This window comes from Pseudomonas sp. W5-01, assembly GCF_046540435.1.
Classification (GTDB): Bacteria; Pseudomonadota; Gammaproteobacteria; order Pseudomonadales; family Pseudomonadaceae; genus Aquipseudomonas; species Aquipseudomonas graminis_B.
Genome location: NZ_JAXCIP010000017.1, coordinates 1 through 24,618, shown reverse-complemented (window position 1 = coordinate 24,618; position 24,618 = coordinate 1). Strand labels below are relative to the sequence as shown.

The window sequence follows — 24,618 nt, the reverse complement described above, 5'->3', positions numbered from 1 at the left end:
TAGGAGCGTGGCTTGTCCCGCGATCTGCTGCGCAGCAGTAGCAAAACCATTCCAATCAAGTCCTCCAGACAGACCGCGTTTGCAGGGTTTGCTGCCGGTTCCCGGCAGATCGCGGGACAAGCCACGCTCCCACAGGGAATGTAAGCAGGTTCACGCGGCGTACACCGCCAGCTTCTCCTGAATGAAATCCAGAAAGCACTGAATCCGTAACGCCAGCTGCGAGTTGCGGTAGTACACCGCGTGGATCGGCTGGCGATAGCCGCTGTTGGCCTGGGGCAGGATGACGTTGAGGCGGCCTTGGCGGATGTCTTCGTGGGTCATGAAGTGAGACAAGCAGACGATGCCCTCTCCCGCCAGCGCCAACTGGCGCAACGTCTCGCCGCTGGAGGCCGACACCGTTGGCTGGATGAACAGCCGATCCCCGTCGGCGTGGCGCAACGGCCAGTGATTGAGGGTTTCGGTCTGGGTGAAGCCGAGCAGTGAATGCCCGCTCAGTGCTGGAACGGTTGTCGGCGTGCCGTGTTTTTCGAGGTATTCAGGACTGGCCAGAATGTTCAGCGGGCTGCTGCCGAGGGGCCGGGCATGCAGGGTCGAATCGGCCAGTACGCCAATGCGGATCGCCACATCGGTGCTCTGCTCCAGCAAATCAATGATCAGATCGTTACTGTTCAGCTCCAGCTGAATGTCCGGATACAACGTGCGAAACTCGGCGACGTACGGGACGATTGAATGCAGCATGAAGGGCGAGGCCGCGTTGATCCGCAACCGGCCGGACGGCGTCTGCTGGCGCACCGACATGCGCTCTTCCAGCTCTTCCATCTGATCCAGAATCTGCCGGGCCCGCTCAAGGAAATACTTGCCCTCCTCGGTCAGGTCCATGCGCCGCGTGGTGCGGTTGATCAACGTCGTGCCCAGCTTGCCTTCGAGTCGAGACAAGGTGCGGCTGATCGCCGAGGGCGTCTGCCCGACCTGCTCGGCCGCCGCAGAAATCGAGCCGCTTTCGATCACCGTGACAAACACCTGCAACTCATCCGACCTGGCTTTCACTGTTGTCTCCCGCTCACAAGAGACTGGATATTAGCGTGCTTGCGGGCGAGCTATAAGCTGCAAGCTGCAAGCCGTAAGTGAGCCGCGAGCCGTGAGCTTGAAGCTTGCCGCTTGAAGCTTGTAGCTTGTAGCTTGTAGCTTGTAGCTCGCTTCTCGCGTCTCAGATCCCGAACACCGAGGCCAGATGCGCTTCATACCGCTTCACGTCTGCTTCGACGTTCGGCATTTTCATCACGTCCACGGCCAGAAAGGTTGGCAGGCCGGTCATGCCGAGGAACTGGTTGGCCTTGTGGAACGGGAAGTACACGGCATCCACGCCCTTGGCTTCGAAAAAGTCTGCCGGGTCGTCGAACGCTTGCTGCGGCGCGTTCCAGGTGGCGGAAATCATGTACTGCTTGCCGTGCAGCAAGCCGCCGCTGCCATACCGCCGGGACGCATCGGAGCGAGTGCGACCGTCGTTGGCGTACAGGCTGCCGTGACCTTCGGTGAAGACTTCGTCGATGTACCTTTTAACCGTCCACGGCGCGCCCATCCACCAGCCCGGCATCTGCCAGATGATCACGTCGGCCCAGAGAAACTTCTGCACTTCCTCGGCCACGTTGTAGCCGCCGTCGATGAAGGTCTGCTGCACGTCAAAACCGGCACGGTCCAGGAGCGCCATGCCGGCTTCATGCAGCGTGGTGTTGTAGCGGCCGTCGGAATGGGCGAATTGTTTGCCGCCGTTGAGAAACAGTACTTTATTCATATCAAGCCTCGTCCGCCGTCAATGCAGTCCGCCGTTCAGCGGTACCGGATTGAGGGTCTTCAATTGGAATGGACGGCAGAATAGCGGTCAGGCGAGCAGCGAATAAGCAGGCAGCGGGCAAAATACCTTTGCGGGGGAATCACGAATGGGCCAGTGATTAATGAATCCTTGTTATCACGCAGGCGGGTGAGAAAGCCGATCAATGCGGCTGGTTTACCCGGCGATCATCAGGTGCGCGCCCAGCAGCGCCATGCCGATGAAGAACATGCGCTTGAACACCAACGGGCTGATGCGTTGACGCAGCCATTGGCCGAACATCATGCCGAGCAACGCGGGAATCAGCGCCAGCAAGGAAGCGCCCATTTCAGCGCTGCCCACCGCGCCGTTCCAGAACAGGCCGACGCCCAGCGCCAGGGTCGAGACAGTGAAGGACAGCCCAAGCGCCTGCACCAGTTCGTTACGATCCAGCCCCAGGCCCTGAATGTAGGGCACCGCCGGAATGACGAAAACGCCAGTGGCCCCGGTGACCAGGCCGGTGATAAACCCGCACAACGGCCCGAGCCAGCGCTCGGCAGCAGGCGGCACCTTGAGCGTCGGCAGAAACAAGCCGCACAGCGCGTATACAAACAGCGCGCCGCCCAGCGCCCTCGCCATGCCGTGCCCGTTGCCAAGCCCCAGCGCGTAGGAGCCGAACATGGTGCCGATGACGATCGTCAGCAGCAGCGGCCACAACCGCACGCACAGTCCGCGCAGATGCCCGCCGGTCGCCAATTGCCAGAGGTTGGTCAAGGTTGAGGGGATCAGCAGCAGCGCCGCCGCCTGGGTCGGCAGCATCATCACCCCCAGCAGGCCCATCGCAACCGTCGGCAGCCCCATGCCGATGACGCCCTTGACCGTGCCGGCCAGCAGAAACGTCAGCAGCACCAGCACTGACAACGTCCAGCCGAGGTGTTGATAAAGCGATAGGAAACCATCCATGGGCGCATCCTGCGAAAAGGTCGACGAGGGGAAAAATCGGGTGGTGCAATGGGTGCCACTTCAGCACATTCGGGCACCTGCGGTAACAGAAAAATAATCAGCGCCACTCATCTGAAGAGCGGGTTGATGCCAGCTTTCCATTTCTGCCAACCCGACTTGCCATTTGTAACGTTTCACCGGCAGCCGGTTTTTCCTAGGATCCCTTGACGTCGTCGACGCCTGGCTCGCCAGCAATCACGTGTTTGAGGGGGAATGCATATGTCCGATGCAACTGAACGCCTGTGGGGCGCGCGCTTCAAGTCCGCGCCGGCGGAAGCGATGGCCAACCTGTCACGCTCGCCCGCCGTCTATTTTCGCATGACGCCTTATGACGTGGCAGGCTCCAAGGCCCACGCCCACGAGCTTGAGCGCGCCGGTTTGCTGGACGCCGACGAAACCCGCCGCATCATCGATGCGCTGCAATCGATTGACGAGGATTTTGCCGCCGGCACGATTCAGCCAATTCCCGCCGACGAGGACGTGCACACTTTTATCGAGCGCCAGCTCACCGAACGCCTCGGCGCACTGGGCGGCAAGCTTCGCGCCGGGCGCTCGCGCAACGATCAGACGGCCAATGACATGCGGCTGTTTCTGCGTGACCGGATTCGCGTGCTGACCCTGTCGATTCTTGATCTGCAGCAGGCGTTGGTCAGTCAGGCCGAAGCCCATATCGAGACCATTGCGCCCGGTTTTACTCACCTGCAACAAGCGCAGCCGATTGTGTTCGGTCACCATTTGATGGCCCACGCCCAGGCGATTCATCGGGACATCCAGCGCCTGCAGGATTGGGATCAGCGCTTCAATCTATCGCCCCTCGGTGCCGCTGCCATGGCCGGCTCCGCCATCGCCCGCGACCCTCAACGTTCGGCGGCGGAAATGGGCTACGCCGGCCCGTGTGAAAACTCCATCGACGCCGTCGCCAGCCGTGATCACGTGGCCGAGTTTCTGTTCTGCGCGAGCATGCTGGGGATCAATATTTCGCGCATGGCCGAGGAGTTCTGCATCTGGACGTCTCGGCAGTTTCGCTGGGTCGAGCTGGACGATGCCTACGCCACGGGCAGCTCGATCATGCCGCAGAAGAAGAACCCGGACATCGCCGAGCTGGCCCGGGGTAAATCAGGCCGTTTGATCGGTTCGCTGACCGCGATTCTGTCGGTGCTCAAGGCGCAGCCGCTGTCGTACAACCGCGATTTGAGCGAAGACAAACACGCCATCTTCGACGCTCTGGACACGCTGAATCTGGTGCTGCCTGCCTTTGCCGGCATGGTCCGCACGATGAAGGTGCGCAAGGACGAGTTGCTGCGTCAGGCGCCCCTGGGGTTCACCCTGGCGACGGAAATTGCGGACTGGCTCGCCGTTCGCGGCGTGCCGTTCAAGGAAGCCCACGAGATCACCGGACAACTGGTTCAGCTGTGCGAGGCGCAGGACATCGGGCTGCCAGAGCTGACGCCAAAGATGCTCGCCGACACCGACCCGCGCCTGACGCCAGAGGTGTTGGAGAGCCTGACGCTGGAAGCGGCACTGGCGGCGCGCAGCGGCTGGGGCGGAACGTCGCCGGTGCGAGTGGCCGAGCAGATCGCGCGATTCAAGGCGCATTTGGTGGCCCAGGAGCAGTGGGCCAAGAATTACAACGGCCCGCGGGGTTAATTGTGGTGCGACCGCGTGCGCATAGTAGGACCGGCTTTAGCCGGGAATGTCTCGGACAGGACGCCGCGAAATGAGGCTTTTTCTGCTGGTCTCTTAACCGCCGTCTTCCTGTGAACACAGCACCTGTGGGAGTGAGCTTGCTCACGAAGACGGCATTCCAGCCGCTAAATCTTCAGCGGATGTTAATGCCTCTTCGCGAGCAAGCTCGCTCCCACAAGGTAGTGCGGCGCATGCAAAACCTTAGTGGAATCGCGAGCCCCAAGGATGTACTCGATTACCTAGTGGGACCGGCTTTAGCCGGGAAGAGGCCGGCGGATGTGCACCCTCAGTTTTCCTTCTTGATATACCCCTCAACCACCGCCGAGAAGTCCTTGCCTCCGTCACCGCGCAGGCTCATCGCCTGATACAGCTGCTGTGCCAGCGCGCCCATGAGCACCGGTTGGTGTGCGGCTTTGGCGGCTTCGGTTGCCAGGCCCAGGTCCTTGAGCATCAGCTCTGCGCCAAACCCTCCGGTGTAGCCGCGCGACGCCGGGGCGGTTTCGACGACGCCGGGCCACGGGTTGTACATTTCCGAGCTCCAGCACCGGCCGGTCGAGCTGTTGATGATGGTCGCCAGCACGCCGGTGTCGATGCCCAGGCGATTGCCCAGCGCCATGGCTTCCGCCACGCCGATCATGGAAATGCCCAACAGCATGTTGTTGCAGATCTTCGCGATCTGCCCGGTGCCGACCTCGCCGCAATGGACGATGTTGCGGCCCATCTGCGCGAGGATCGGCTTGAGCACCGTGAAGTGTTCAACACTCGCACCGACCATAAACGTCAGCGTCCCGGCCTGCGCGCCGCCAGTGCCGCCGGACACCGGCGCATCGCCGACCACCACGCCTTGTTTCGCCGCTGCCGCCGCCACATCGCGGATGGTCTGTGGATCGATGGTGCTGCAATCCACCGCCGGCACCCCTGCGCTGATGCCAGCCAGTACGCCGTCTTCATTCAGGTAAACCGCGCGAACGTGAGCGGCGGCCGGAAGCATGGTGATGACCAGGTCGGCGCCCTGAGCCGCATGTTTGGGCGACTCGCTGATCCGGCTGCCCAATTCGGCCAGCTCGGACAAGACCTGTTGGTTGACGTCGAACAAATGCAGCTGATGCCCGGCACGGATCAGGTTCCGCGCCATCGGCGCACCCATATTGCCCAGGCCGATGAAGGCGATTTTCATGGTTGTTCTCCTTGTTCAGTTCCAGTGCCACCGGCGACGCAGGCCCCTTGTGGGAGCGAGCTTGCTCGCGAAGCGATCGTTCAGAAAGCGCAACGCTGAATGACGCAACGCGATCGCGAGCAAGCAAGGCCCGCTCAAAGCGCGTCGCACTCAACGCAAATTGATCGTCGTATTCACGCCGTCATTCACGCTGTCGTCATCGAACCAGCGGCTGGTGACGGTCTTGGTCTGAGTGTAGAACTGCACCACCTGTTTGCCGTACGGTCCTAGATCCCCCAGCTTCGAACCGCGCGAACCGGTGAAGCTGAAGAACGGCACCGGCACCGGAATCGGGATGTTGATGCCGACCTGGCCCACATCGATCTCACTCTGGAATTTGCGCGCCGCCGCACCGCTCTGAGTGAACAGCCCGACGCCATTGCCAAACGGGTTGGCGTTGACCAGGGCGATGGCCTGATCCAGCGTATCGACCTCCAGCACCACGAGCACCGGCCCGAAGATCTCCTGAGTGTAGATCTGCATCTCGGTGGTCACGCCCGTGAACAGCGTCGGCCCGACGAAGTTGCCCTCCTCAAAACCCGCCACGGCGATGTCGCGCCCGTCCAGCTCAAGGGTGGCCCCCTCCTGAACGCCGCTTTCGATCAAATCAAGAATCCGCTGTTTAGCGCGCCTGGAAATCACTGGCCCGACATCGGTGCCCGCTTCGCTGCCCGCGTTCACCTTGAGCTTCTGCGCCAATGCCTTCAGATCGGGAATCCACTGCTTCGCCGCGCCGACCATGACCACCGCCGACGTCGCCATGCAGCGCTGACCCGCCGCCCCGAAACCGGCGCCGACCAGCGCGTTGAGGGTCTGCTCACGGTTGGCATCGGGCAGCACGACAGCATGGTTCTTCGCGCCCATCATCGACTGCACGCGCTTGCCGTGTTTGCCCGCCAAGTCGTAAACGTGAGTGCCCACCGCCGTCGAGCCGACGAAGGACACCGCCTTGATGTCCTTGTGGGTGCAGATCCCGTCGACCACCTCTTTGCCGCCATGCACAACGTTGAGCACGCCCGCTGGCACGCCCGCCTCAACCGCCAGCTCCACCAGCAGCATGGTCGACATCGGGTCCTGCTCGGATGGCTTGAGCACGAAGGTGTTGCCGCAGGCAATGGCCATCGGGAACATCCACAGCGGAATCATCGCCGGGAAGTTGAAGGGCGTGATCCCTGCGCAGACGCCGATGGGCTGACGCAGCGTGTAGGTGTCCACGCCACCGGCGACGTTCTCGGCGAATTCCCCCATCTGCAGTGTGCCGATGGAGCACGCGTGCTCGACCACCTCCAGGCCGCGGAAGATATCGCCCTCGGCGTCGGCAATGGTCTTGCCCTGCTCGGCGCTGAGCACGACGGCGATGCGCTTGGAGTGTTCACGAATCAACGCCTGCAACTTGAGCATGATGCGCATGCGGGCGCCAATCGGCGTGTGCCGCCAGGTTGAGAAGGCCTTCTGCGCGGCGGCGACGGCTGCATCGACTTCTGCGGCCGTGGCGAACGGCACGTGGGCCAGCACTTCCTGGGTGGCAGGGTTGACCACGTCCAGCCATTCGGTGGTTTGCGACTCAACCCATTCACCGCCGACCAGCAGCTTCACGCGGGCCACGGTGGTGTTCTGTTTGTTCAGTGACACGTTCATTGCCATTGCTCCATTCAAGGCAGCGCGCCGGCCTGGCCGCGCTGAAAAAAGTCGATTTCAGGCAGCGCGATGGCGAGGGGGATCGCGCTTCATCAGCGCGGTACAGACCAAAGCCACCAGCGCCATGCCGATCAGGTAGGCGATCACGTAGCGCGGACTGCCGCCGCCCATGGCCAGCAATTGCGTGGCGATCATCGGCGCGAATCCGCCGCCCAGAACGCCCGCCAACTGCACCGAGACGGAGATGCCGCTGTAGCGAATTTCCGCCGGAAATTGACGGGCAAACAGCAGAGATTCCGGCGCGTAGAGGATCGGGAAGACCACGCCCACCGCAAACACCATCGCCCACCACACCATCTGCGGTTCGCGGGTGCCGAGCATGGCGAAGAACGGATAGACGAAGGCGCAGAGCAGCAGAAGCCCGGCGAAATACAGACGTTTCTGACCGACCTTGTCGGACAGGTGCCCACACAGCGGCATCGTCACCAGAGAAAGTGCAGCGCCAGCCGTGATCGCGCTCAGCACGTCAGCGCGGGGGATGAGCAACTGGTTGGCGGCGTACGCCAACGCGAAGGTCACCGACATGTAAAACCAGGCATTCTCGGCGGTGCGTGCGCCGATGATGGTCAGGGTTTCTTTCGGGTGCTCGCGGAACACTTTGAACAGCGGCACCTTGACGGCGATGTTGTCTTTTTTGAGCTTCTCGAAATCGGGCGACTCCGGCACTTTCAAGCGAATCAACCAGCCCACGCCCAGCAGCACGACGCTGGCGAGAAACGGAATCCGCCAGCCCCAACTGAGCATGTCGGCCTCCGGCAGTTTGGCGACCATGCCCATCGCCAGCGACGCCAGCACCAGCCCTGCGCCAACGCCGGTTTGCGGCAGGCTGCCGTAGAAACCTTTGCGGCCCTCGGGCGCATGTTCGACGGCCATCAGCACCGCCCCGCCCCACTCGCCGCCGACGGCCATGCCCTGCAAGAAACGCATCGCGACGAGCAGCACTGCGGCCCAATAGCCGATCTGTTCGTAGGTCGGAATCAGGCCGATGATGATGGTCGGAATGCCCATCAGCATCAGGGTGAAGAGGAGCATGGACTTGCGCCCGATCTTGTCGCCGAAATGGCCGAACACAATGCCGCCCAGTGGCCGGCCGAGAAAGCCCACGGCGTAGGTGGCGAACGCCGCCAGCACACCGATGATCGGGTCCAGTGCAGGAAAGAAGATCTTGTTGAAGATCAGTGCGGCAGCTGTGCCGTAGAGGAAAAAGTCGTACCACTCGATGGTCGTGCCAGCCATGCTCGCCGCGCCGGCAAGCCGGTAGGATCGGGCGTTTTTCACGGGACTGGCATCGAGTGCGCCAGCGTCCGCCGTAATAGCGTTCTTCATAAACTCCTCCGCTTATTTATTGTTGTGCAGGGTGTTATGGCGTTTGGGGGTAGAGCGATTTGCCGGGGCGTTTCCTCGTTGGATTCAGGCACTGCATCAGGCATTGAAGGGCTGGTTGGATCCGGCCGCGCTTCGGAGTATAGATGTGCAAACTTCTAATAAGAACGCACATAAAAGCAGGTCCAACATGCAAAAAAACATCACGTCCTTGAGCGCCCTTAATTGGGATGACCTGAAGTTTTTCCTCGAAGTGGCGCGCACGCGCAAGGCCAGTTCCGCGGCCAAACGCCTCGCGGTGGACTACACAACGGTGTCGAGACGGATCAGCTCGCTGGAAACGTCACTGGGCACGCTGCTGTTCGAGAAATCCCGCAACACCGGCTTCATCCTCACTGCAGAAGGCCAGCGATTATTGGGCGCGGCCGAGTCCATCGAAAGCACGCTGCACATCGCCTGCGAGCAGGTGTCCGGCTCCGGCGTCGCATTGTCGGGGCATGTGCGCATGGGCTGCACTGAAGGCTTCGGCAGCTTCTTCATCACCCCGCAATTGAGTCACTTCACCGACACGTACCCGGCCATTTCAGTGGATATCCTGCCGCTGCCGCACTTCATCAGCCTGTCCAAGCGCGAGGCAGACATCGTTATCGCGCTGGAGCGTCCGGAGCACGGGCCTTACGTGTGCTGCAAGCTGTGCGACTACAGCCTGAGGCTCTACGCCACCCAGGATTATCTCGACAACCACGCGCCGATCCTCAAGACCGAAGACCTCGCTGACCATCCGTTTATCAGCTACGTCGACGACCTGGCGTTCAGCTCGGAATTGCTCTACCTCAGCAACCTCCTCCCCGGCGCCCACGCCACCCTGCGCAGCACCAGCGTCATCGCCCAATACGTCGCTGCATTGCAGGGACGAGCGCTGGCGATTCTGCCGTGCTTTCTGGCGGCGCAGGATGCTCGGCTATTACCGGTGCTGGAAGGCGAGGTGGATATCACGAGGCAGTTCTGGATGTACTGCCGGGAGGATTTGAGGAAGCTGAAGCGGATTACGTTGTTGTGGGACTACATTCGCGAGGCCACCGAGCGCAATCAGGGGTTTCTGTTGGGTAAAGCCGGGCGGATGACGTTTGTGGATTAGACCTGCCGAGCCTGTGTAGGAGCGTGGCTTGTCCCGCGATCGGCGACGCAGTCGTCGTCCCGACTCCCGCGGTATATCAGGAAAAAATACATCTGCTGCTCCTGCTGCCGGTACCCGGCAGATCGCGGGACAAGCCACGCTCCTACGGGGTACGCGCAGGATTTGCCGTCTAGAAGGCCCCTCCCCGTCATAGTTCAGAAATCTCTGAACTATGCATTTAAGCTTTCCTATTCTTCCCGTTCATCGGCCGAATCTAAGATCGGCCCCAATAAAGGAGCCCGTCCAGTAGAGACACGGCCCGAAGATTGCCTTTTCTGATGTGACTGCCGCTGTACCCCGTTTCGGCCCGCGCCGCGGCGCAGCCCTGTGTCGGGTAACACGTCAGCCGCACGACGCAATCTTTGAGGACGCTCGATGAAACTGGAAATCTTCCGCACGCTCTGGGGCTACCGCTCCAGCAAGGCCCAGGCGCTGGATGAGCTGCTGGAAGCCGGGTTCGACGGCATGGAAGCACGCCTGCCGCTGACGCCGGTGGAGCGCGCGGAATTCGGCGCCTTCCTGCGCGCCAATCACGTGCCTTACATCGCCACCGTTTTCACCGCCTACGATGTCCTCCCGGAACAATCAGCGACCACCGCTGAACACCTCACCGACCTGGAACAGAAGCTCGCCTGGTCAACCGAGCTGGCGCCGCGTTTCGTTAACGTGCTGGCCGGCAATGACCGTTGGCAATTGCCGCAGCAGGTGGACTTCTTCGGTCAGGCACTGGAGCTGGCGCGCAAGCACGGGCAGACGGTCACTTTCGAAACCCACCGTGCCCGCTCGCTGTTCAACCCGTGGGTCACCCTTGAGCTGATCCGCCAACTGCCCGATCTGCGTTTCACCAGCGACATCAGCCACTGGATCGTCACCTGCGAGCGTTTGCTCGACGACCCGGAAGACGACCTCAGCGCGTTCGTCGAGCGCGTCCATCACATTCAGGCTCGGGTCGGTTACGACCAGGGTCCGCAAGTCCCCCATCCCGCTGCCCCCGAGTACGCCCGCGAGCTGGCCTTCCATCAGCAGCACTGGGAAGCCGTGTGGAAATCCCAGCAGGCGCGGGGTTGTCAGATCAGCACGATGACGCCTGAATTTGGTGCCGACGGCTATCTGCATCATCTGCCCTTCACCAATGTGCCGGTGGCCGATCTCTGGTCGCTGAACGTGTGGATGGGCCAGACCGAACGCGAACATTTCCAGCGCTTCACCCACACAACAAGCCGATAAGGAGCGTTTCGTCATGCCTGATCCGTCGCACGCGGCAGCCCCGAAGGTCGCCAATTTCAGCAGCATCCCGGTGGTCGATATCGCCGGATTGTTCAGCCCCGACATCGCCCTGCGTCAGGCCGTCGCCGACCAACTGGGCAAGGCGGCGCGGGAAGTGGGTTTTCTGTACGTCCGGAATCACGGCATCGCGCCGTCGCTGATCGACGATCTGCGCCAGGCCGCCAAGGAGCTGTTCGCCCAGTCGCTTGACTACAAAATGCAGCACTACATCGGCACTTCACGCAGCCACAAAGGCTTCGTGCCCGAGGGCGAAGAGGTTTACGCCAAGGGCAAGCCGGACCACAAGGAAGCCTTCGATATCGGTTTTGAAGTGGGCGACGAAGACCCGCTGGTGATCGCTAAAACCCCGCTGATCGGCGCTAATGAATGGCCGGACCTGCCCGGTTTTCGCCCTGCGGTGCAGGCGTATTACGCGGCAGTATTTGCCCTGGGCCGCCGCCTGTTCGACGGCTTTGCGCTGGCGCTGGGCCTGGAGGAAGGTTACTTCGAAGGGATGGTCACCCGTCCGCCCTCCAAGCTGCGTTTGATTCATTACCCGTTCGACGGCGCCGCCCAGGACGCGCCCGGAATTGGTGCGCACACCGATTACGAGTGCTTCACCATGCTGCTGGCCGACAAGCCCGGTCTTGAAGTGATGAACGACCTCGGCCAATGGATCGACGCGCCCCCTGTGGATGGCGCGTTTGTGGTCAACATCGGCGACATGCTGGAGGTCATGACCGCTGGTACGTTCGTTGCTACGGCTCACCGGGTACGCACCGTCAGCGAGGAGCGCTATTCGTTTCCGCTGTTCTTCGCCTGCGACTTCCACACCCAGATCAAGCCCCTTCCGCAGTTCGACAAGGGCACGGCCGACTACGAAGAGATCACCATCGGCGAGCACATGTTCGGTCAGGCGCTGCAGACCTACCAGTACCTGCGGCGCAAGGTCGAGAACGGCGAAATCAAGTTGTACGAAAAGGCACGCAAGCCGTCGAGCTTCGGCCACCTGAAGAATCAGACACAGGACGCATCGTGATGCGGTACGTCCCTCTGCCCCGCCCGACTAATCAGCACACCCAGCCCTACCTTCCTGACGTGGAGTCACCGACGATGCGCAACACTCTGAACACTGCTGTCCGCTTGACCGTGCTTGCCTCCGCCATGCTCGGCGCGTCGTTATTGGCTGCCACCGCCGCCCAGGCTGCTACTACCGTGACGCCCGGGCAGTTCAAGGTCGGCATGGAGATCACCTACCCGCCCTTCGAATCCTACGACGAGAAGAAGAACGTCGTTGGTGCCGACCCGGACCTGTCACGCCTGCTCGCCAAGCACATGGACCTCAAGGCCGAGTTTGTCGACACCAAATTCTCCAGCCTGATCCTCAGCCTCAATGCCGGGCACTACGACGCGATCATTTCGGGCATGTACATCACGCCGGAGCGCCAGACCCAGGCCCAGACCATTCCCTACGCCGTAACGGGCGCAGCGATCATGGTGCTCAAGGACAGTCCGCTCAAACCCAAGGTGCCGGAAGACCTGTGCGGGCTGAAAATCGGCTTGGAAAAAGGCACCACGTGGGTCACCCAGTTCAACAAGCTGTCCGCCGAATACTGCGTGCCGAAAGGCAAAGGCCCGGTCGCCGTCAGCGAATTCCCGTCGGCACCGGAGGTCACCCAGGCGCTGCTGTCGGGCAACGTCCAGGCGCAAGTGGAAATCGACGGCGCCGCAGGCATGATCGCCGAACGCACCAAGGGCCGCGTGGTGGTCAGCACCGAGCATTCCATCTATCAGCAGACGCTTGGCATCTACGTGAAGAAGGGCAATGACGAGCTGTATCAGGCCTTGCTCAAGGCCTTCGACGAGACCAAAAAATCCGGCGAATACGCGGCGCTGCTGAAGAAGTACAACCTTGAAGAGCCCGCCAACTGACGGCTGGATGCTTTACCCCTTGTAGGCGTGAGCGTGCTCGCGATTGGCCGTGACAGACGATGAAGGTGGGTCGGCTGTGCCGAAGTCATCGCGAGCAAGCTCACTCCTACAGGGATCGTGTTTGATAAGAGAATCCCGCCGGGCCCCGCCCTGCTGAGGTGCGTATGCAATTCGAATGGTCCTACTTTTTTTCTTTGTTCTCGGTCGCTGACTTCTGGGAGTCCTGCATCACCGTGATCGAGCTCAGCGCCCTGGGCTGGTTCATCGGTATGCTGCTGGGTTTCCTGCTGGCCTCGGCCAAGCTGTCGACCGTGCGCTGGATCAGCGTTCCGGCGTCGATTTATATCTGGTTCTTCCGCAGTGTCCCGCTGCTGGTGCTGGTGGTGTTTACCTACAACCTGCCGCAGATGTTTCCGGTCACCCGCGACGTGCTGTCCAACCCCTTCTATTCGGGCCTCCTTGCGTTGGTGGTCACGGAAGCGGCTTACATGGCGGAGATTCACCGGGGCGGCCTGATCTCTGTTGCGAAGGGCCAGAAAGAAGCCGGCCGCGCCCTGGGCGTCGGTCTGATCGGCATGCAGCGGCTTATCGTCATCCCCCAGGCGTTCCGTATCTCCCTGCCGACGCTGGTGAATGAATACATCACCGTGGTGAAACTGACCTCGCTGGTGTCAGTGATTTCCCTCACCGAACTGCTCACCGTGGGCCAACGCCTGTACGCGCAAAACTTTTTAGTCATGGAAACGCTGTCGGCCGTCGCGGTGTATTACGTGATGATCGTGACGGTGTTCGGCTGGCTGTTTCACTGGCTTGAGCAGCACCTGGAGCTGAGCAATCGCAAGCCGCAGACCCTCGACGACACTGCCCTGACTGACCTGCGCGCCAGCCTGGTCGTGCAGCCCACGGTGGTGCGCCAGCCGACAACAGGACCGGGCTCGGCACCGGCGCTGCAACTGGTCAACATCCATAAAAGCTACGGGCAGCATGAAGTGCTCAAGGGCATCAATCTGGAGGTGGACGCCGGGCAGGTCATTTCCATCATTGGCCCGTCAGGCTCGGGCAAGACGTCTCTGATCCGCACGGTCAACAGCCTCGAAACCATCGACAAGGGCGAGATCATCCTGTTTGGCGAGGGCTACATTCACGCCGGCGACAACCCCAACGCGCCGCAGATTCGCCGGGGCGTACAGCGCATTGGCATGGTGTTCCAGAACTTCAACCTGTTCCCCCACCGCACCATCCTCGACAACGTGACCCTCGCGCCGCGGTATCACGGCCGCGACCGCGACGTCAGCGAGCAACGCGCCTACGTCCTGCTCGACAAGGTCGGGCTGCTGGCCCACGCGCACAAATACCCCCATCAATTATCCGGCGGTCAGCAACAGCGCGTGGCGATTGCCCGGGCCCTGGCCATGGACCCGCAGATCATGCTGTTCGACGAACCGACGTCTGCGCTGGACCCGGAGCTGGTGGGCGACGTGCTCAAGGTCATCGCCGACCTGGCAAAGGAAGGCATGACCATGCTCATCGTGACTCACGAAATGGACTTCGCCCTGTCGATTTCCGACCGGGTGATCTTCATGGAAAACGGCATCGTGCAGGTCGACGCAGCACCGCAAACGATTCTTGCCGACCAGTGCGGCGCGCGCGTGCGCACGTTCATGGGGCTGGATCACGCCGTTACGCAACCAGCGCCTGCGCTCAAAGAGGCGTGAGCCTCACAGCCCCAACATCAACCCGCTCAGGCGCCTGACCTTGCGCCGCAGGGCTTCTTCAAACACGCCCTGACGCGGCTCGATCAGGCTGAACCAGTGCTTGGCCCGGGTGATGCCGGTGTAGATCAGCTCCTTGGTCAGCACCGGGTTCAGCGCCTCGGGCAGGATCAGCGCCGTGTGGGCGAACTCCGAGCCCTGGGACTTGTGCACCGTCATCGCGTACACCGTTTCCACGTCATTGAGCCGGCTCGGCAGCACGAAACGCACCCCGCCGCTGCCGTCGTTACGCGGGAACGCGACCCGCAGCGCCTGACGGTTCTCCTCGATCGGTCCCTCGGGCAGACGCAGGGCGATGCCGATGTCGCCGTTCATCAAACCCAGCCCGTAGTCGTTGCGCGTCATCAATACCGGGCGGCCCTCGTACCACTGATGATCACTCTCGATCAGCCCGGCGCTGAACAGCGTTTCAGTGATCCTTCGGTTCAGCCCTTCCACGCCCCACGGCCCTTTGCGCACGGCACACAGCAGCTGGAACTCATCGAACGCGTTCAGCACCTGCCGCGCCCACTCGACGCTGCGCGGGTCTTCGATCTGCGTCAGGTCTTGCGGCCGCTGCGCGTGCATCACGCCCAGATAATGACGGTAGCCTTGTGGGCCATCGCCGTGACCGTCGAGCAACAGCCGCGACAGCGCGCGGTCCTGCTCACCCTTGAGCACCAGGGAAAACAGATCCGGGTACTGACGAGCCGCGAGCAATGCACGCGCTTCCTGGTCCTGCTGCTGATTGACCAGTTTGGCCAACTGACCGATACCGCTGCCCGCGACGAAACGCCGGGAGTGGCGCAGCATCACCACTTGCTGAGCCAACGCGTGATGCTGATCATCGCCCTGCTGCAAACCGCTTCTGGAAAGATCTTCGCCACTGACCGATTCAAGCCACGCCTGGGTCTGCGGGCTGTACATCCCCGCCTCCGCGTCACGGCACAAGTCGCCCAGCACGGCGCCGGCCTCAACCGACGCCAGTTGATCCTTGTCGCCCAGCAGCACCATGCGCGCATGGGGCGGTAATGCGTCGAGCAGGTTGGCCATCATTTCCAGGTCGATCATCGAAGCTTCGTCGACCACCAGCACGTCCAGCGGCAACGGGTTGCCCGCGTGATGACGAAAATGCCGTGTGCCCGGACGGCTGCCCAGCAAGCGGTGAACCGTGGTGACTTCGCTGGGGATTTTCTGCCGCACGTCTTCCGGCACTTGCAGCGACTGCACCTGATGACTGATCGACTCGGTCAGCCGTGCCGCGGCCTTGCCGGTCGGTGCCGCCAGACGAATGCGCAACGGCTTGCCGCGCTCAACCGCCGGCGATTGCAGCAGCGCCAGCAAACGCACGACTGTGGTCGTTTTGCCCGTTCCGGGGCCGCCGGTGATGATGCTGAACGCCCCCCGGGTTGCCAGGGCGCAGGCCAGCTTTTGCCAGTCGATCAACGCGTCAGGCGCGGGGTTGGCCGGGCCGAACAGCGCATCCAGCCGCTGGGGCAAATCGCTGAACCCCGTTTCCACCTGAGCCAGCCGACGACGCAACGCCGCATCGATCCGCCGCTCATAAGTCCAGTAGCGGCGCAGGTACAGGCGCCGATCGGATAAAACCAACGGCCTCTGCGCCGCCGCTTCAGAGACATCCCCCGCGTGAGCAACCAGCGCGCTGGCTTCCAGCGCCTTGCACCACGTTGCGCCGTCCAGCGATTTGAGCAGTGAGGACGGCAACAGCATCGGCGTCGACAACACATCACCCTCGGGCGGCAACGACAAGGCGAAGTCCGGCTCTTTCAGGGTTTCGTAGAGGTCCAGGCAGACGTGGCCGTGACCCAACTGGTGACTGGTCAGCGTGGCCGCCAACAGCACCAGCGAATCGGCGGCAGGATCAAGGTCGGCCAGGAACGCCACGAAGGCTTTGTCCAGCGCGCGCAACCAGCCGCGTTCGACCCAGCGCTGCAGCAACAGCAGCAAATCCTCCACGCGGCTGAGGGGTTTCAGGTCGGCCAGGCTGTCGGCGTCCAGCGCCGTGGGCATCAAGTGAGCGAAGGTGCGGTTCATACGAGGTCTCCTGACAGCACGTCTTCCGTAATCGGCGCTCGGCCCTGAAACAGCAGATCGAGACTTTCGATCAGCGCGCGGGGCGGTCGGGTAAACCACGCGCCCTGACTCACTGCGCGACTGCCGCGCACGAACAGGTAGACCGCTCCGCCCATGTGCTGGTCGTAATCGTAGTCGGCAAGACGCGCTTTGAGCTGACGGTGCAAGGCCAGCAGATAGAGCACGTATTGCAGGTCGTAGCGGTTCTCCAGAATCGAGTTTTCCATCGCCTGCTCGGTGTAGGCATCGTCGTCGACGCCCAGCCAGTTGGATTTGTAGTCGGCGACGAAGTAACGACCTTCGTGCTCGAACGTCAGGTCGATGAAGCCCTTGAACATGCCGTTCAGCGAAACCGTTTCTGCCGCCGCGCGAGGCGCGCCGTTGTGGGTGTAGCGGCGCACCAGCGCGTCCATCTGCGCCACATCGACCTTCGAGCAGGCGAACCAGAATTCCATTTCGACGCGGTACTGGTTCGGCTGATCCAGCCCGCACAAGGCCATGGGCTGTACGTCTGTGCCCAAACGCAGCGGCAGGGTCAGCAGATGCTGCAGCCAGTCGGTCAGCGTGTTGATCCAGCCTTTCCAGTCGCGCCGGTTGCAGCGTTGGGCGACGACTTTCTCCAGCGACAGCGGATCAGCCGCCGCTTCGGCAAAGCCCTTCTCACCGGCCCATTCCAGCAAGCCGTGCAGAAAGGTGCCGGGGTTGGGGCCGCGCGGGAATCGGTGGATATCGCCGCCGCTGACCATCACCTCTCGCGGCGCATCCGGGTCAAGACGCTCATCGTCGAATAGCTTCTGCGCTTGCGGGCTGTCTGGCGACTGATCGCCGCTGTCGGTGATGGTGTCACCGATGCGCAGCGCGCTGTAGGACGCAATCCACCAGTTTTCCCGAGCGCTGCGCCGGGGCACGCGCGGCTTGCTCAACGCGACCTCGCTGCGCGGCGCGCTGAAGGACTCGGTCGTGGGCAGCGGCACAGGCTCAACCTTAACGGCGGGATGACCTTCTGCCAGCGAACGCAGCCACTGCCCCAACGCCACCGATTCAGCCAGCTTCTGCCCGCCGCCAAGCAAGTAGCCCAACGCCGAACGATGGAGTATCGAGGCGCTGTTGCTGCCGCGTTTGAGATCGGCAACGCCCAGCCAGCACGCGTGTTGCGCGCGGGTCAGGGCCACATACAACAGACGCAGGTCCTCTGCCAGACGCTCGTCATCCGCCTGCTCGATCAGTGCCGGCGTGGGCTTGAGACTGATCTGCGCGTGGCCATCGGCGTCGTGAAAGTGCAGCGGCAATCGGCTGCCGTCCACTGGCTTCGTCGAGCAGATGAAGGGCAGGAACACCAGCGGGTATTCCAGGCCTTTGGATTTGTGGATGGTCACGACCTTGACCAGTTGTTCATCGCTTTCGAGGCGCAGGATCTGCTCTTCTCCCGCTTGACCTGACAGCGCCAAGTGCTCGCTCAGATGACGAATCAGCGCCTGCTCGCCATCCAACTCGGCGGCGGCCTGCTGCATCAGTTCGCTGAGGTGCAGCAGGTTGGTCAGCACACGCTCGCCATCGGTTCGCTGAACCAGCGCCTGCGGCAGTTTGAAGTCGTGCAGCAGCCGACGCAGCATGGGCAGCACGCCTTGGGTGCGCCAGATGCGCCGGTAATCGCGGAACTGCATGACGCGGTTTTCCCACGCCAGTTCGTCCTGATTCAGCAGCTCAAGTTCGGCCAGCGGTAACGCAAGGGTGATGCAGGCCAAGGCCGCGCGCAGGGTTCGCTCGGCGTCAGGCTCGGCGCAGGCTTTGAGCCAGGCGAGCAGGTCATGGGCCTCTTGCGCCGCAAACACCGAGTCCTTGTCCGAGAGGTACACACTGCGCACGCCCCGCGCCGACAACTCGCCTCGCACGGCCTGAGCCTCCTTGCCGTCACGCACCAGAATCGCGATGTCGGCGGGCAACAGGTTCTTCAACGGCTCGCCAGCTTTCGCAAAGCCCGCTTGCCCTTGTTGACCGGCGTTGAGCAAACGGACGATCTCACTGGCGCAGCTCGCGGCCAGTTGCGCTCGATACACCGTGCCCGACACCGGCTGATCGGTTTCCAGCTGCCAGACGTTGAGCGCCGCGAGGACCTCACCGTCGACCTGCAACGTCTCTTTACGGCCCTGAGACCCGACTGCCAGAAACGGCACGGGGTTGTCCTCAGGCGTACGGAACAAGAACGCGCCGCGACCGGCCTCGCTCGTTTCCGCGCGCGTGAACACGTGGTTCACCGCATCGACCATCGCGTGGCTGGAACGGAAGTTGGTGCCCAGCGTGTGCAAGCGTCCGGTCGTGGCCTGCCGGGCGCGCAAGTAGGTGTAGATGTCGGCGCCGCGAAAGGCGTAGATCGCCTGCTTCGGGTCGCCGATGAGGAACAGGCCAGTGCTTTCGTCGTTGGCCTCAAGCCGGTAGATGCTGTCGAAAATGCGGTACTGCACCGGGTCGGTGTCTTGAAACTCATCGATCAGCGCGACCGGAAACTGCTCGCGGATCAGGGTCGCCAGGCGCTCGCCGCCACTTCCGCGCAATGCCGCATCCAGGCGCAGCAGCATGTCGTCGAAACCCATTTCCGCGCGGCGTCGCTTCTCTTCTTCAAAGCGGGCGCCGACCCATTGAGCTGCGTGTTCGAGCACCGCCGCATCGGGCGTTGGCAGCGTGTCCAGCGCCACCTTGAGCTCGACCATCGCCTCGAACGCCGGGTGCGACGGCGGATTGTTCTTCCACGCTTCGGCGATGCCGTCGGGCGTCAGCCGGGTGAAACCGGTGCCAAGGCCGAGTTGCTCCTGCTCATCGTCATTGGCCCAGGCAATCAGCTTGTCGAACCAGGGCCTGAAATAACGCTCCTGCATCTTGCGACCGTCGACCACTTTGCACGCGACGCCGTCGATGCAGATCGCATGCAGCTCGGCGGCCCAGTTGGCCCAGGGCGCCTTGAGCTGGCGGAGGGTTTCGCGCCGTTCCTGGATCGACTGCTCGATGAGCTCGGTCGGGGTTTCGGTTACGCTCCCCCGCTCACTGCCGAACAACGCGCGCACCCTTGGCAGCAACGCCGCAGGGCCACTCCAGTTCTCGCGCACCCAGATCAGCGCGTCACCGCTCATGGGGTAGCAGAACTTGCGCCAGTAATCGCGCAGCACTTCGCTCAGCAAATCGGTGTGATCGGTTTCCAGACTCTGGGTGAACAGGCTGCCGCTGTCGAAGGCGTGCTCGCGCAGCATCCGCTGACACCAGCTGTGAATGGTCGATACCGCCGCTTCGTCCATCCACTGCGCCGCGATGTCCAGACGGCTGGCGCAGGCGGGCCATTGCTCAATGGCGAACTCGTCCCGCAAGCCAGCGATCAACGCGTCGGGCGCTTCAATTTCTTCTCGGAAGAACCGCGCGGCTTCAGCCAGTCGCGTGCGAATGCGGTCGCGCAGTTCCTTGGTCGCCGCGTCGGTGAACGTCACCACCAGAATCTGCGGCGGCAACAGCTCACGGCCAAACCCTGAGTCCTCGCTGCCATGCCCCAACACCAGACGCAGGTACAGCGCCGAGATGGTGAACGTCTTGCCGGTGCCGGCGCTGGCTTCAATCAGCTGGCTGCCTTTCAGCGGGAAGCGCAGGGCCAATGGTTGTTGTGCATCACTCATGCGCCGGCCTCCTCGCGAGAAAGTGCCTGCCAGGGCGCTTCAAAAATCGGTTTGTACAGCGCCTCGCACCAGCCCACGAATTCCTCGCTGCCCAGCAACGCGTCGAAGTCCGGGAACTGACGCGCCAGGGCGGTGCTTTCGGCACGCTCACCCTTGCTGTTCTGGCCATCGCCTTCATAGGCCTTGCGCGCGGCAGCTTCGGCTTTGGCCTCATCGTTCTGACCCAGCCAGGCAAACGCCGTCTTCACCGCAATCGGCAGCGGTCGTTGCATGCCTTGATGCCAGGCCAGCAGCAGGTCATTCAGCGTGCGCGTGGCGGTGTCTTTGTCCAGCGGCGGCAGCAAAAGCGTCTCGTCGCTGGCCACCAGCGCCGTGGTCAACGGCAGATCGCACGCGCAGGCCACCAAGTGGTTCACCCACGGCTTGGTCAGACGATGCCACTTGCGCGTCTTCTTGCTGGCGATGGCATTGGGAATAGCGGTGATCGCGAGTAACTGGTTCTGAGGGTTCTGATAAAGCCCATCGACCCAGCCATCGAGCTCGACGCCCTGATGCTGATAACTGACCGGCAGCGCGCTGTGCAGCCGCACCGGCCAGCGAACCAGTAGCTCGTGATAACGGGCGACGAGGTCGGGCAGCGGTTCGATCAATTCATCCTGAAGCAACGTGCCGAAGCCGGCCATCGGCAGCAAGCCGCTTCCCTGCAAGCGCGTTGCCTGAGCATGTAGGGATTCCTGAATGTGCTCAGGATCTGTTAGCGCTGCTTGCAACAGGCTGTCGCTGAGGCCATAGCGCTCAAGCGCGTCGAGCACGAAAGGCTCCTCGTCCGCCAATGGCGCCTCGGCGACCTCAAAGAATATCTTCAAGCGCTGACTAAAGAAGTGCTTCACCGGATTGCGCAGAAAATCCTGCAACTGCATCAGGCTCAAGGGCTCTTCCTGCTGGTGCTTTTGCAGCGCTTTTGTTTCACCCGCTTCCATGACGGCTTCGTGCAGCACCTGCCACTCACGGGCGAAGCTGAAGAACTCGGGGTTCTCCTGGAAGTATTTGGCACTGAACGGCTGCAGCGGATGTTCAACGGTCAGTTTGTGCAGCAACTGTTGCCCCGGATCACGCTTTTTATCGTCCTCGGGCTCGATGGCATCGGCCAGTCGCCAGCCGCTGGACAGATGATCGCGCAGCTGCCCGATGAGCACCGAAGCCGGCCGCTCGGAATTGTCGCGAATGCTGCGCCCCACCCAGCTGATGTACAGCTGATCACGTGCAGACAGCAGCGCTTCGAGCAAGAGATAACGATCATCCTCACGCCGGGAACGGTCGCCGGGACGGTAGTCGCTGCCCATCAGATCGAAATCCAGCGGCGGCTGCGCTCGGGGGTAATCGCCGTCATTCATGCCCAGCAGGCAGACGATTTTGAAAGGAATCGCGCGCATCGGCATCAGCGTGCAGAAGTTGACCGAACCGGCCAGAAAGCGCTGGGATAGCCGCCCTTGATCAAGCCCGGCCAGCCAGGCTTCACGCACGACCGTCAAGGGCAGCTCTTCTTCCAGGGCAACGGTCTCGCAGGTCTGCAGCCAGGTTTCGCGCAGGGTTTCCAGCTGACTGAGCAGGTAGTCGTCATGCTCGCTGTCAGCCATGAAGAACAGCTGCATGATCGCCTGAAGGCGCGCGCCCCACATGGCGGGTGTGGCGGGCCAGGAGAGTTCGTTGTGCGCGACCTGAAGCGCATCGATCAGGGACACCAGAGGGCCAATCAAAGCCGCGTCCAGCCCGCCGATTTCGTCATACGGCTGAATGCCGTCGTAAGCCGCACCCGCACCGACGGCGTAGCCCAGCAGCATCCGACGCAGGCCAAAATGCCAGCTGTTCTGCTCAAGCTGTTCCGGCAGACCCAGCCCTTCGCGCTGGTCTGCATTGAGCCCCCATCGCACACCCGCCCCTTCAATCCAGCGATGCAGGGTTGGCAGGTCACGCTCATCAATGCCGAACCGCGCGCGTAATGCGGGAACGTCCAGCAGATCGAGGATTTCACTGACCGGGAATCGACTGTCCGGAATTTTCAGCAGATGCTCAACGGCGATCAGCAGCGGATCACGGCCGCGTTGGCCCTGGTCGGCGAGGGTGAAGGGGATAAAGCGGCGATCGTCACGGTCCAGCTGGCCGAATACCGCACGGATGTGGGGAGCGTAGCTGTCGATGTCCGGCACCATGACGATGACGTCCCGGGGACGCAGGTCCGGATCCTTGCTGAAGCGCGCGAGCAGTTGGTCATGCAGGACCTCCACTTCGCGCTGGGCACTGTGGGCGACATGAAAGCGAATGGAGCGGTCATTCTTGATGTCCACGGGCGGCCAGACGTCACGGGTCTCGCTCAAAGGGCGCAGTTCGAGGATATCGTCCTGGAGTTGGTTCAGGAGTGTCGTGGGCTCGCTCTCGCTAAACAGGTCGATGCGCCCGTCGCGAAAAATCGATCGGTAGCTGTTTGGGTCGTCATGACTGTCCAGCAGATTGATGTAATCACGACCCTGCTTGCCCCACGCCGCCAGCAACGGGTGAGCGTGCTGGTGCAGCGCGTCAGGATTCAGCACCACCGGCATGCCGGGTTTTCGCGACTGACGCTTGTATTCGTGACGCAGGAGATCCTTGTCAGCCACGATGTCTGCCCAGTGATGGCGGCAAGGATTATGAACGCAGAGCAGGACCTGACTGAAACGAGCCAACCCGGCAAGCGCCTCTAGTGCCTGGGCCGGCAATGAGGAAATACCGAAAACGATAACCCGCGCGGGCAAACCGGCCGGCGCCTCGGTCAGGCTGTTGATGCGCTCGATGTAACGCTGATGCACACCGGCACGGCTCTGGGCCATGCCCTCTGCCCCGACATCATGGAGCAGCGCACGCCACAGTTCGGCTTGCCAGCAGTTCTCTGCTTTCAGCGGCTTTGCCTCTCCCCGACCGGTCCTGAGTTGGTGCTTGCCAGCAGCCCAGTCTTCCAACCAGTCGGCGCGATACACCTGATACTGGTCGAACAGGTCAGCGAGTCGCTCGGACAGTTGGTAACGCTTGCGCAGGTCCGTATCGGCCGTCAGGAATCGTTGCAGTGGCTCGAAGTGTGGCTGATTGATCAGGCCTGGGAGCAATCGCATCAAACGCCACGTCAAGGGAGCTTTATCGAGTAACGAGGTCTCCGGGATCTCGGCCTTGCCCAACACCGCCCGATACAGCTGCCACATGAAGCTACCAGGCAGCTGCACATCAATCGCAGCGGCGATGCCGCAACTCCCTTGATCATCGTCCTGTGCATCTTCGGCCAACGCGAGCTTCAGCCATTGAGCAATACCGTTGCTTTGTACCAGCGCCACTTCGTTCTCAAGGGGCGTCAGCGGGTAACGCCGCATCCATGACACCACTAGGCCACGCAGCTCATCCAGGCGATTCCCATGGACCACCATAAATCCGGGGTTAAGATTGGATGTCACCGGCATAGCTGCGCCCCTTGGTCTTTCAAAAGAGGGAGAAGACTACCAGAGGGAGCGGACTTGTTAGCGTTCGATGTTGCTAGGGCGACTGGCGAACATTCCCTTATGGGTGGTGATGCAGCGATAAGAGGTTGGCAGCTTTTTCCGCACGCAAAAACAAAACCCCATCTGCTTTCGCAAATGGGGTTCTGGAATTTAATCTTGACGATGACCTACTCTCACATGGGGAAAGCCCACACTACCATCGGCGATGCATCGTTTCACTGCTGAGTTCGGGATGGGATCAGGTGGTTCCAACGCTCTATGGTCGTCAAGAAATTCGGGTACTGACTCGTTCCTGAGAACGCTTCAGCAAATCGGGCATGTGATCAAGGTACCGCTTGTGTGTTCGCAAACTTTCGTCTTCATGCGTCTTCACACACGGCAATCTGCTGTCTTTGTGCAGATTGCTTGGGTGTTATATGGTCAAGCCTCACGGGCAATTAGTATTGGTTAGCTCAACGCCTCACAGCGCTTACACACCCAACCTATCAA

General features: G+C 61.9%; 15 protein-coding genes and 2 rRNA genes. 6 read left to right on the top strand and 11 right to left on the bottom strand.

All coding sequences use genetic code 11. The features are described from left to right. Positions 1–150: 150 nt before the first annotated feature. The 3 genes from SLW75_RS28040 to SLW75_RS28030 form a co-directional block, all read right to left on the bottom strand. On the bottom strand, positions 151–1,047 hold the full coding sequence (locus SLW75_RS28040) for a LysR family transcriptional regulator (protein ID WP_065990230.1): 897 nt from the start codon (positions 1,045–1,047) through the stop codon (positions 151–153). Between the two features lie 160 nt (positions 1,048–1,207). After that, entirely contained in the window at positions 1,208–1,792 is a 585-nt protein-coding gene (locus SLW75_RS28035) for an NAD(P)H-dependent oxidoreductase (RefSeq protein ID WP_410936058.1), read from the bottom strand. 213 nt (positions 1,793–2,005) lie between these two features. Beyond that, the gene (locus SLW75_RS28030; protein ID WP_410936057.1) at positions 2,006–2,770 is read right to left on the bottom strand and encodes a sulfite exporter TauE/SafE family protein; all 765 of its coding nucleotides are present in this window, start codon (positions 2,768–2,770) and stop codon (positions 2,006–2,008) included. 258 nt (positions 2,771–3,028) lie between these two features. On the opposite strand from SLW75_RS28030, the gene argH reads away from it, so the two are divergent. After that, on the top strand, positions 3,029–4,456 hold the full coding sequence (gene argH, locus SLW75_RS28025; protein WP_410936056.1) for an argininosuccinate lyase: 1,428 nt from the start codon (positions 3,029–3,031) through the stop codon (positions 4,454–4,456). Positions 4,457–4,781: 325 nt separating this feature from the next. On the opposite strand, the gene mmsB is transcribed toward argH, so the two are convergent. The 3 genes from mmsB to SLW75_RS28010 form a co-directional block, all read right to left on the bottom strand. Beyond that, entirely contained in the window at positions 4,782–5,672 is an 891-nt protein-coding gene (gene mmsB, locus SLW75_RS28020; protein WP_410936055.1) for a 3-hydroxyisobutyrate dehydrogenase, read from the bottom strand. A 150-nt stretch (positions 5,673–5,822) separates the two neighbouring features. Then, complete coding sequence (locus SLW75_RS28015; protein ID WP_410936054.1) at positions 5,823–7,349, bottom strand: CoA-acylating methylmalonate-semialdehyde dehydrogenase; 1,527 nt, start codon at positions 7,347–7,349, stop codon at positions 5,823–5,825. A 57-nt stretch (positions 7,350–7,406) separates the two neighbouring features. Next, positions 7,407–8,735, bottom strand: a complete 1,329-nt coding sequence (locus tag SLW75_RS28010) for an MFS transporter (protein WP_410936053.1) — start codon at positions 8,733–8,735, stop codon at positions 7,407–7,409. A 187-nt stretch (positions 8,736–8,922) separates the two neighbouring features. Between SLW75_RS28010 and SLW75_RS28005 the strand changes: the two genes are divergently transcribed. The 5 genes from SLW75_RS28005 (at position 8,923) to SLW75_RS27985 (ending at position 14,822) form a co-directional block, all read left to right on the top strand. Further along, a complete protein-coding gene (locus tag SLW75_RS28005) occupies positions 8,923–9,870 on the top strand; it encodes a LysR family transcriptional regulator (RefSeq protein WP_410936052.1) in 948 nt (315 codons plus the stop codon). 414 nt (positions 9,871–10,284) lie between these two features. Continuing rightward, entirely contained in the window at positions 10,285–11,136 is an 852-nt protein-coding gene (locus SLW75_RS28000) for a sugar phosphate isomerase/epimerase family protein (RefSeq protein ID WP_410936051.1), read from the top strand. A 13-nt stretch (positions 11,137–11,149) separates the two neighbouring features. Next, positions 11,150–12,214: an isopenicillin N synthase family dioxygenase gene (locus tag SLW75_RS27995; RefSeq protein WP_410936050.1), complete on the top strand. Its 1,065-nt coding sequence runs from the start codon at positions 11,150–11,152 to the stop codon at positions 12,212–12,214. Positions 12,215–12,288: 74 nt separating this feature from the next. Further along, the gene (locus tag SLW75_RS27990) at positions 12,289–13,107 is read left to right on the top strand and encodes an ABC transporter substrate-binding protein (protein WP_065990249.1); all 819 of its coding nucleotides are present in this window, start codon (positions 12,289–12,291) and stop codon (positions 13,105–13,107) included. A gap of 164 nt (positions 13,108–13,271) precedes the next feature. Further along, on the top strand, positions 13,272–14,822 hold the full coding sequence (locus SLW75_RS27985; RefSeq protein WP_410936049.1) for an amino acid ABC transporter permease/ATP-binding protein: 1,551 nt from the start codon (positions 13,272–13,274) through the stop codon (positions 14,820–14,822). 3 nt (positions 14,823–14,825) lie between these two features. On the opposite strand, the gene recD is transcribed toward SLW75_RS27985, so the two are convergent. The 5 genes from recD to SLW75_RS27960 form a co-directional block, all read right to left on the bottom strand. Continuing rightward, positions 14,826–16,913: an exodeoxyribonuclease V subunit alpha gene (recD, locus tag SLW75_RS27980; protein ID WP_410936048.1), complete on the bottom strand. Its 2,088-nt coding sequence runs from the start codon at positions 16,911–16,913 to the stop codon at positions 14,826–14,828. Further along, positions 16,910–20,608, bottom strand: coding sequence for an exodeoxyribonuclease V subunit beta (recB, locus tag SLW75_RS27975; RefSeq protein WP_410936047.1), 3,699 nt, complete (start codon positions 20,606–20,608; stop codon positions 16,910–16,912). The genes recD and recB overlap by 4 nt, the downstream gene beginning before the upstream one ends. Next, positions 20,605–24,090, bottom strand: a complete 3,486-nt coding sequence (gene recC / locus SLW75_RS27970; RefSeq protein ID WP_410936046.1) for an exodeoxyribonuclease V subunit gamma — start codon at positions 24,088–24,090, stop codon at positions 20,605–20,607. The genes recB and recC overlap by 4 nt, the downstream gene beginning before the upstream one ends. 193 nt (positions 24,091–24,283) lie before the next feature. Continuing rightward, positions 24,284–24,399 (bottom strand): 5S ribosomal RNA (gene rrf / locus SLW75_RS27965). A gap of 146 nt (positions 24,400–24,545) precedes the next feature. Then, positions 24,546–24,618: ribosomal RNA gene (locus tag SLW75_RS27960) — 23S ribosomal RNA — on the bottom strand; the annotation flags it as partial.

Excerpts from the sequence above, each read along its gene's own strand:
- SLW75_RS28035 (WP_410936058.1), bottom strand. The coding sequence starts at position 1,792 with ATGAATAAAGTACTGTTTCTCAACGGCGGCAAACAATTCGCCCATTCC.
- SLW75_RS28030 (WP_410936057.1), bottom strand. The coding sequence starts at position 2,770 with ATGGATGGTTTCCTATCGCTTTATCAACACCTCGGCTGGACGTTGTCA.
- argH (WP_410936056.1), top strand. The coding sequence starts at position 3,029 with ATGTCCGATGCAACTGAACGCCTGTGGGGCGCGCGCTTCAAGTCCGCG.
- mmsB (WP_410936055.1), bottom strand. The coding sequence starts at position 5,672 with ATGAAAATCGCCTTCATCGGCCTGGGCAATATGGGTGCGCCGATGGCG.
- SLW75_RS28015 (WP_410936054.1), bottom strand. The coding sequence starts at position 7,349 with ATGAACGTGTCACTGAACAAACAGAACACCACCGTGGCCCGCGTGAAG.
- SLW75_RS28010 (WP_410936053.1), bottom strand. The coding sequence starts at position 8,735 with ATGAAGAACGCTATTACGGCGGACGCTGGCGCACTCGATGCCAGTCCC.
- SLW75_RS28005 (WP_410936052.1), top strand. The coding sequence starts at position 8,923 with ATGCAAAAAAACATCACGTCCTTGAGCGCCCTTAATTGGGATGACCTG.
- SLW75_RS28000 (WP_410936051.1), top strand. The coding sequence starts at position 10,285 with ATGAAACTGGAAATCTTCCGCACGCTCTGGGGCTACCGCTCCAGCAAG.
- SLW75_RS27995 (WP_410936050.1), top strand. The coding sequence starts at position 11,150 with ATGCCTGATCCGTCGCACGCGGCAGCCCCGAAGGTCGCCAATTTCAGC.
- SLW75_RS27990 (WP_065990249.1), top strand. The coding sequence starts at position 12,289 with ATGCGCAACACTCTGAACACTGCTGTCCGCTTGACCGTGCTTGCCTCC.
- SLW75_RS27985 (WP_410936049.1), top strand. The coding sequence starts at position 13,272 with ATGCAATTCGAATGGTCCTACTTTTTTTCTTTGTTCTCGGTCGCTGAC.
- recD (WP_410936048.1), bottom strand. The coding sequence starts at position 16,913 with ATGAACCGCACCTTCGCTCACTTGATGCCCACGGCGCTGGACGCCGAC.
- recB (WP_410936047.1), bottom strand. The coding sequence starts at position 20,608 with ATGAGTGATGCACAACAACCATTGGCCCTGCGCTTCCCGCTGAAAGGC.
- recC (WP_410936046.1), bottom strand. The coding sequence starts at position 24,090 with ATGCCGGTGACATCCAATCTTAACCCCGGATTTATGGTGGTCCATGGG.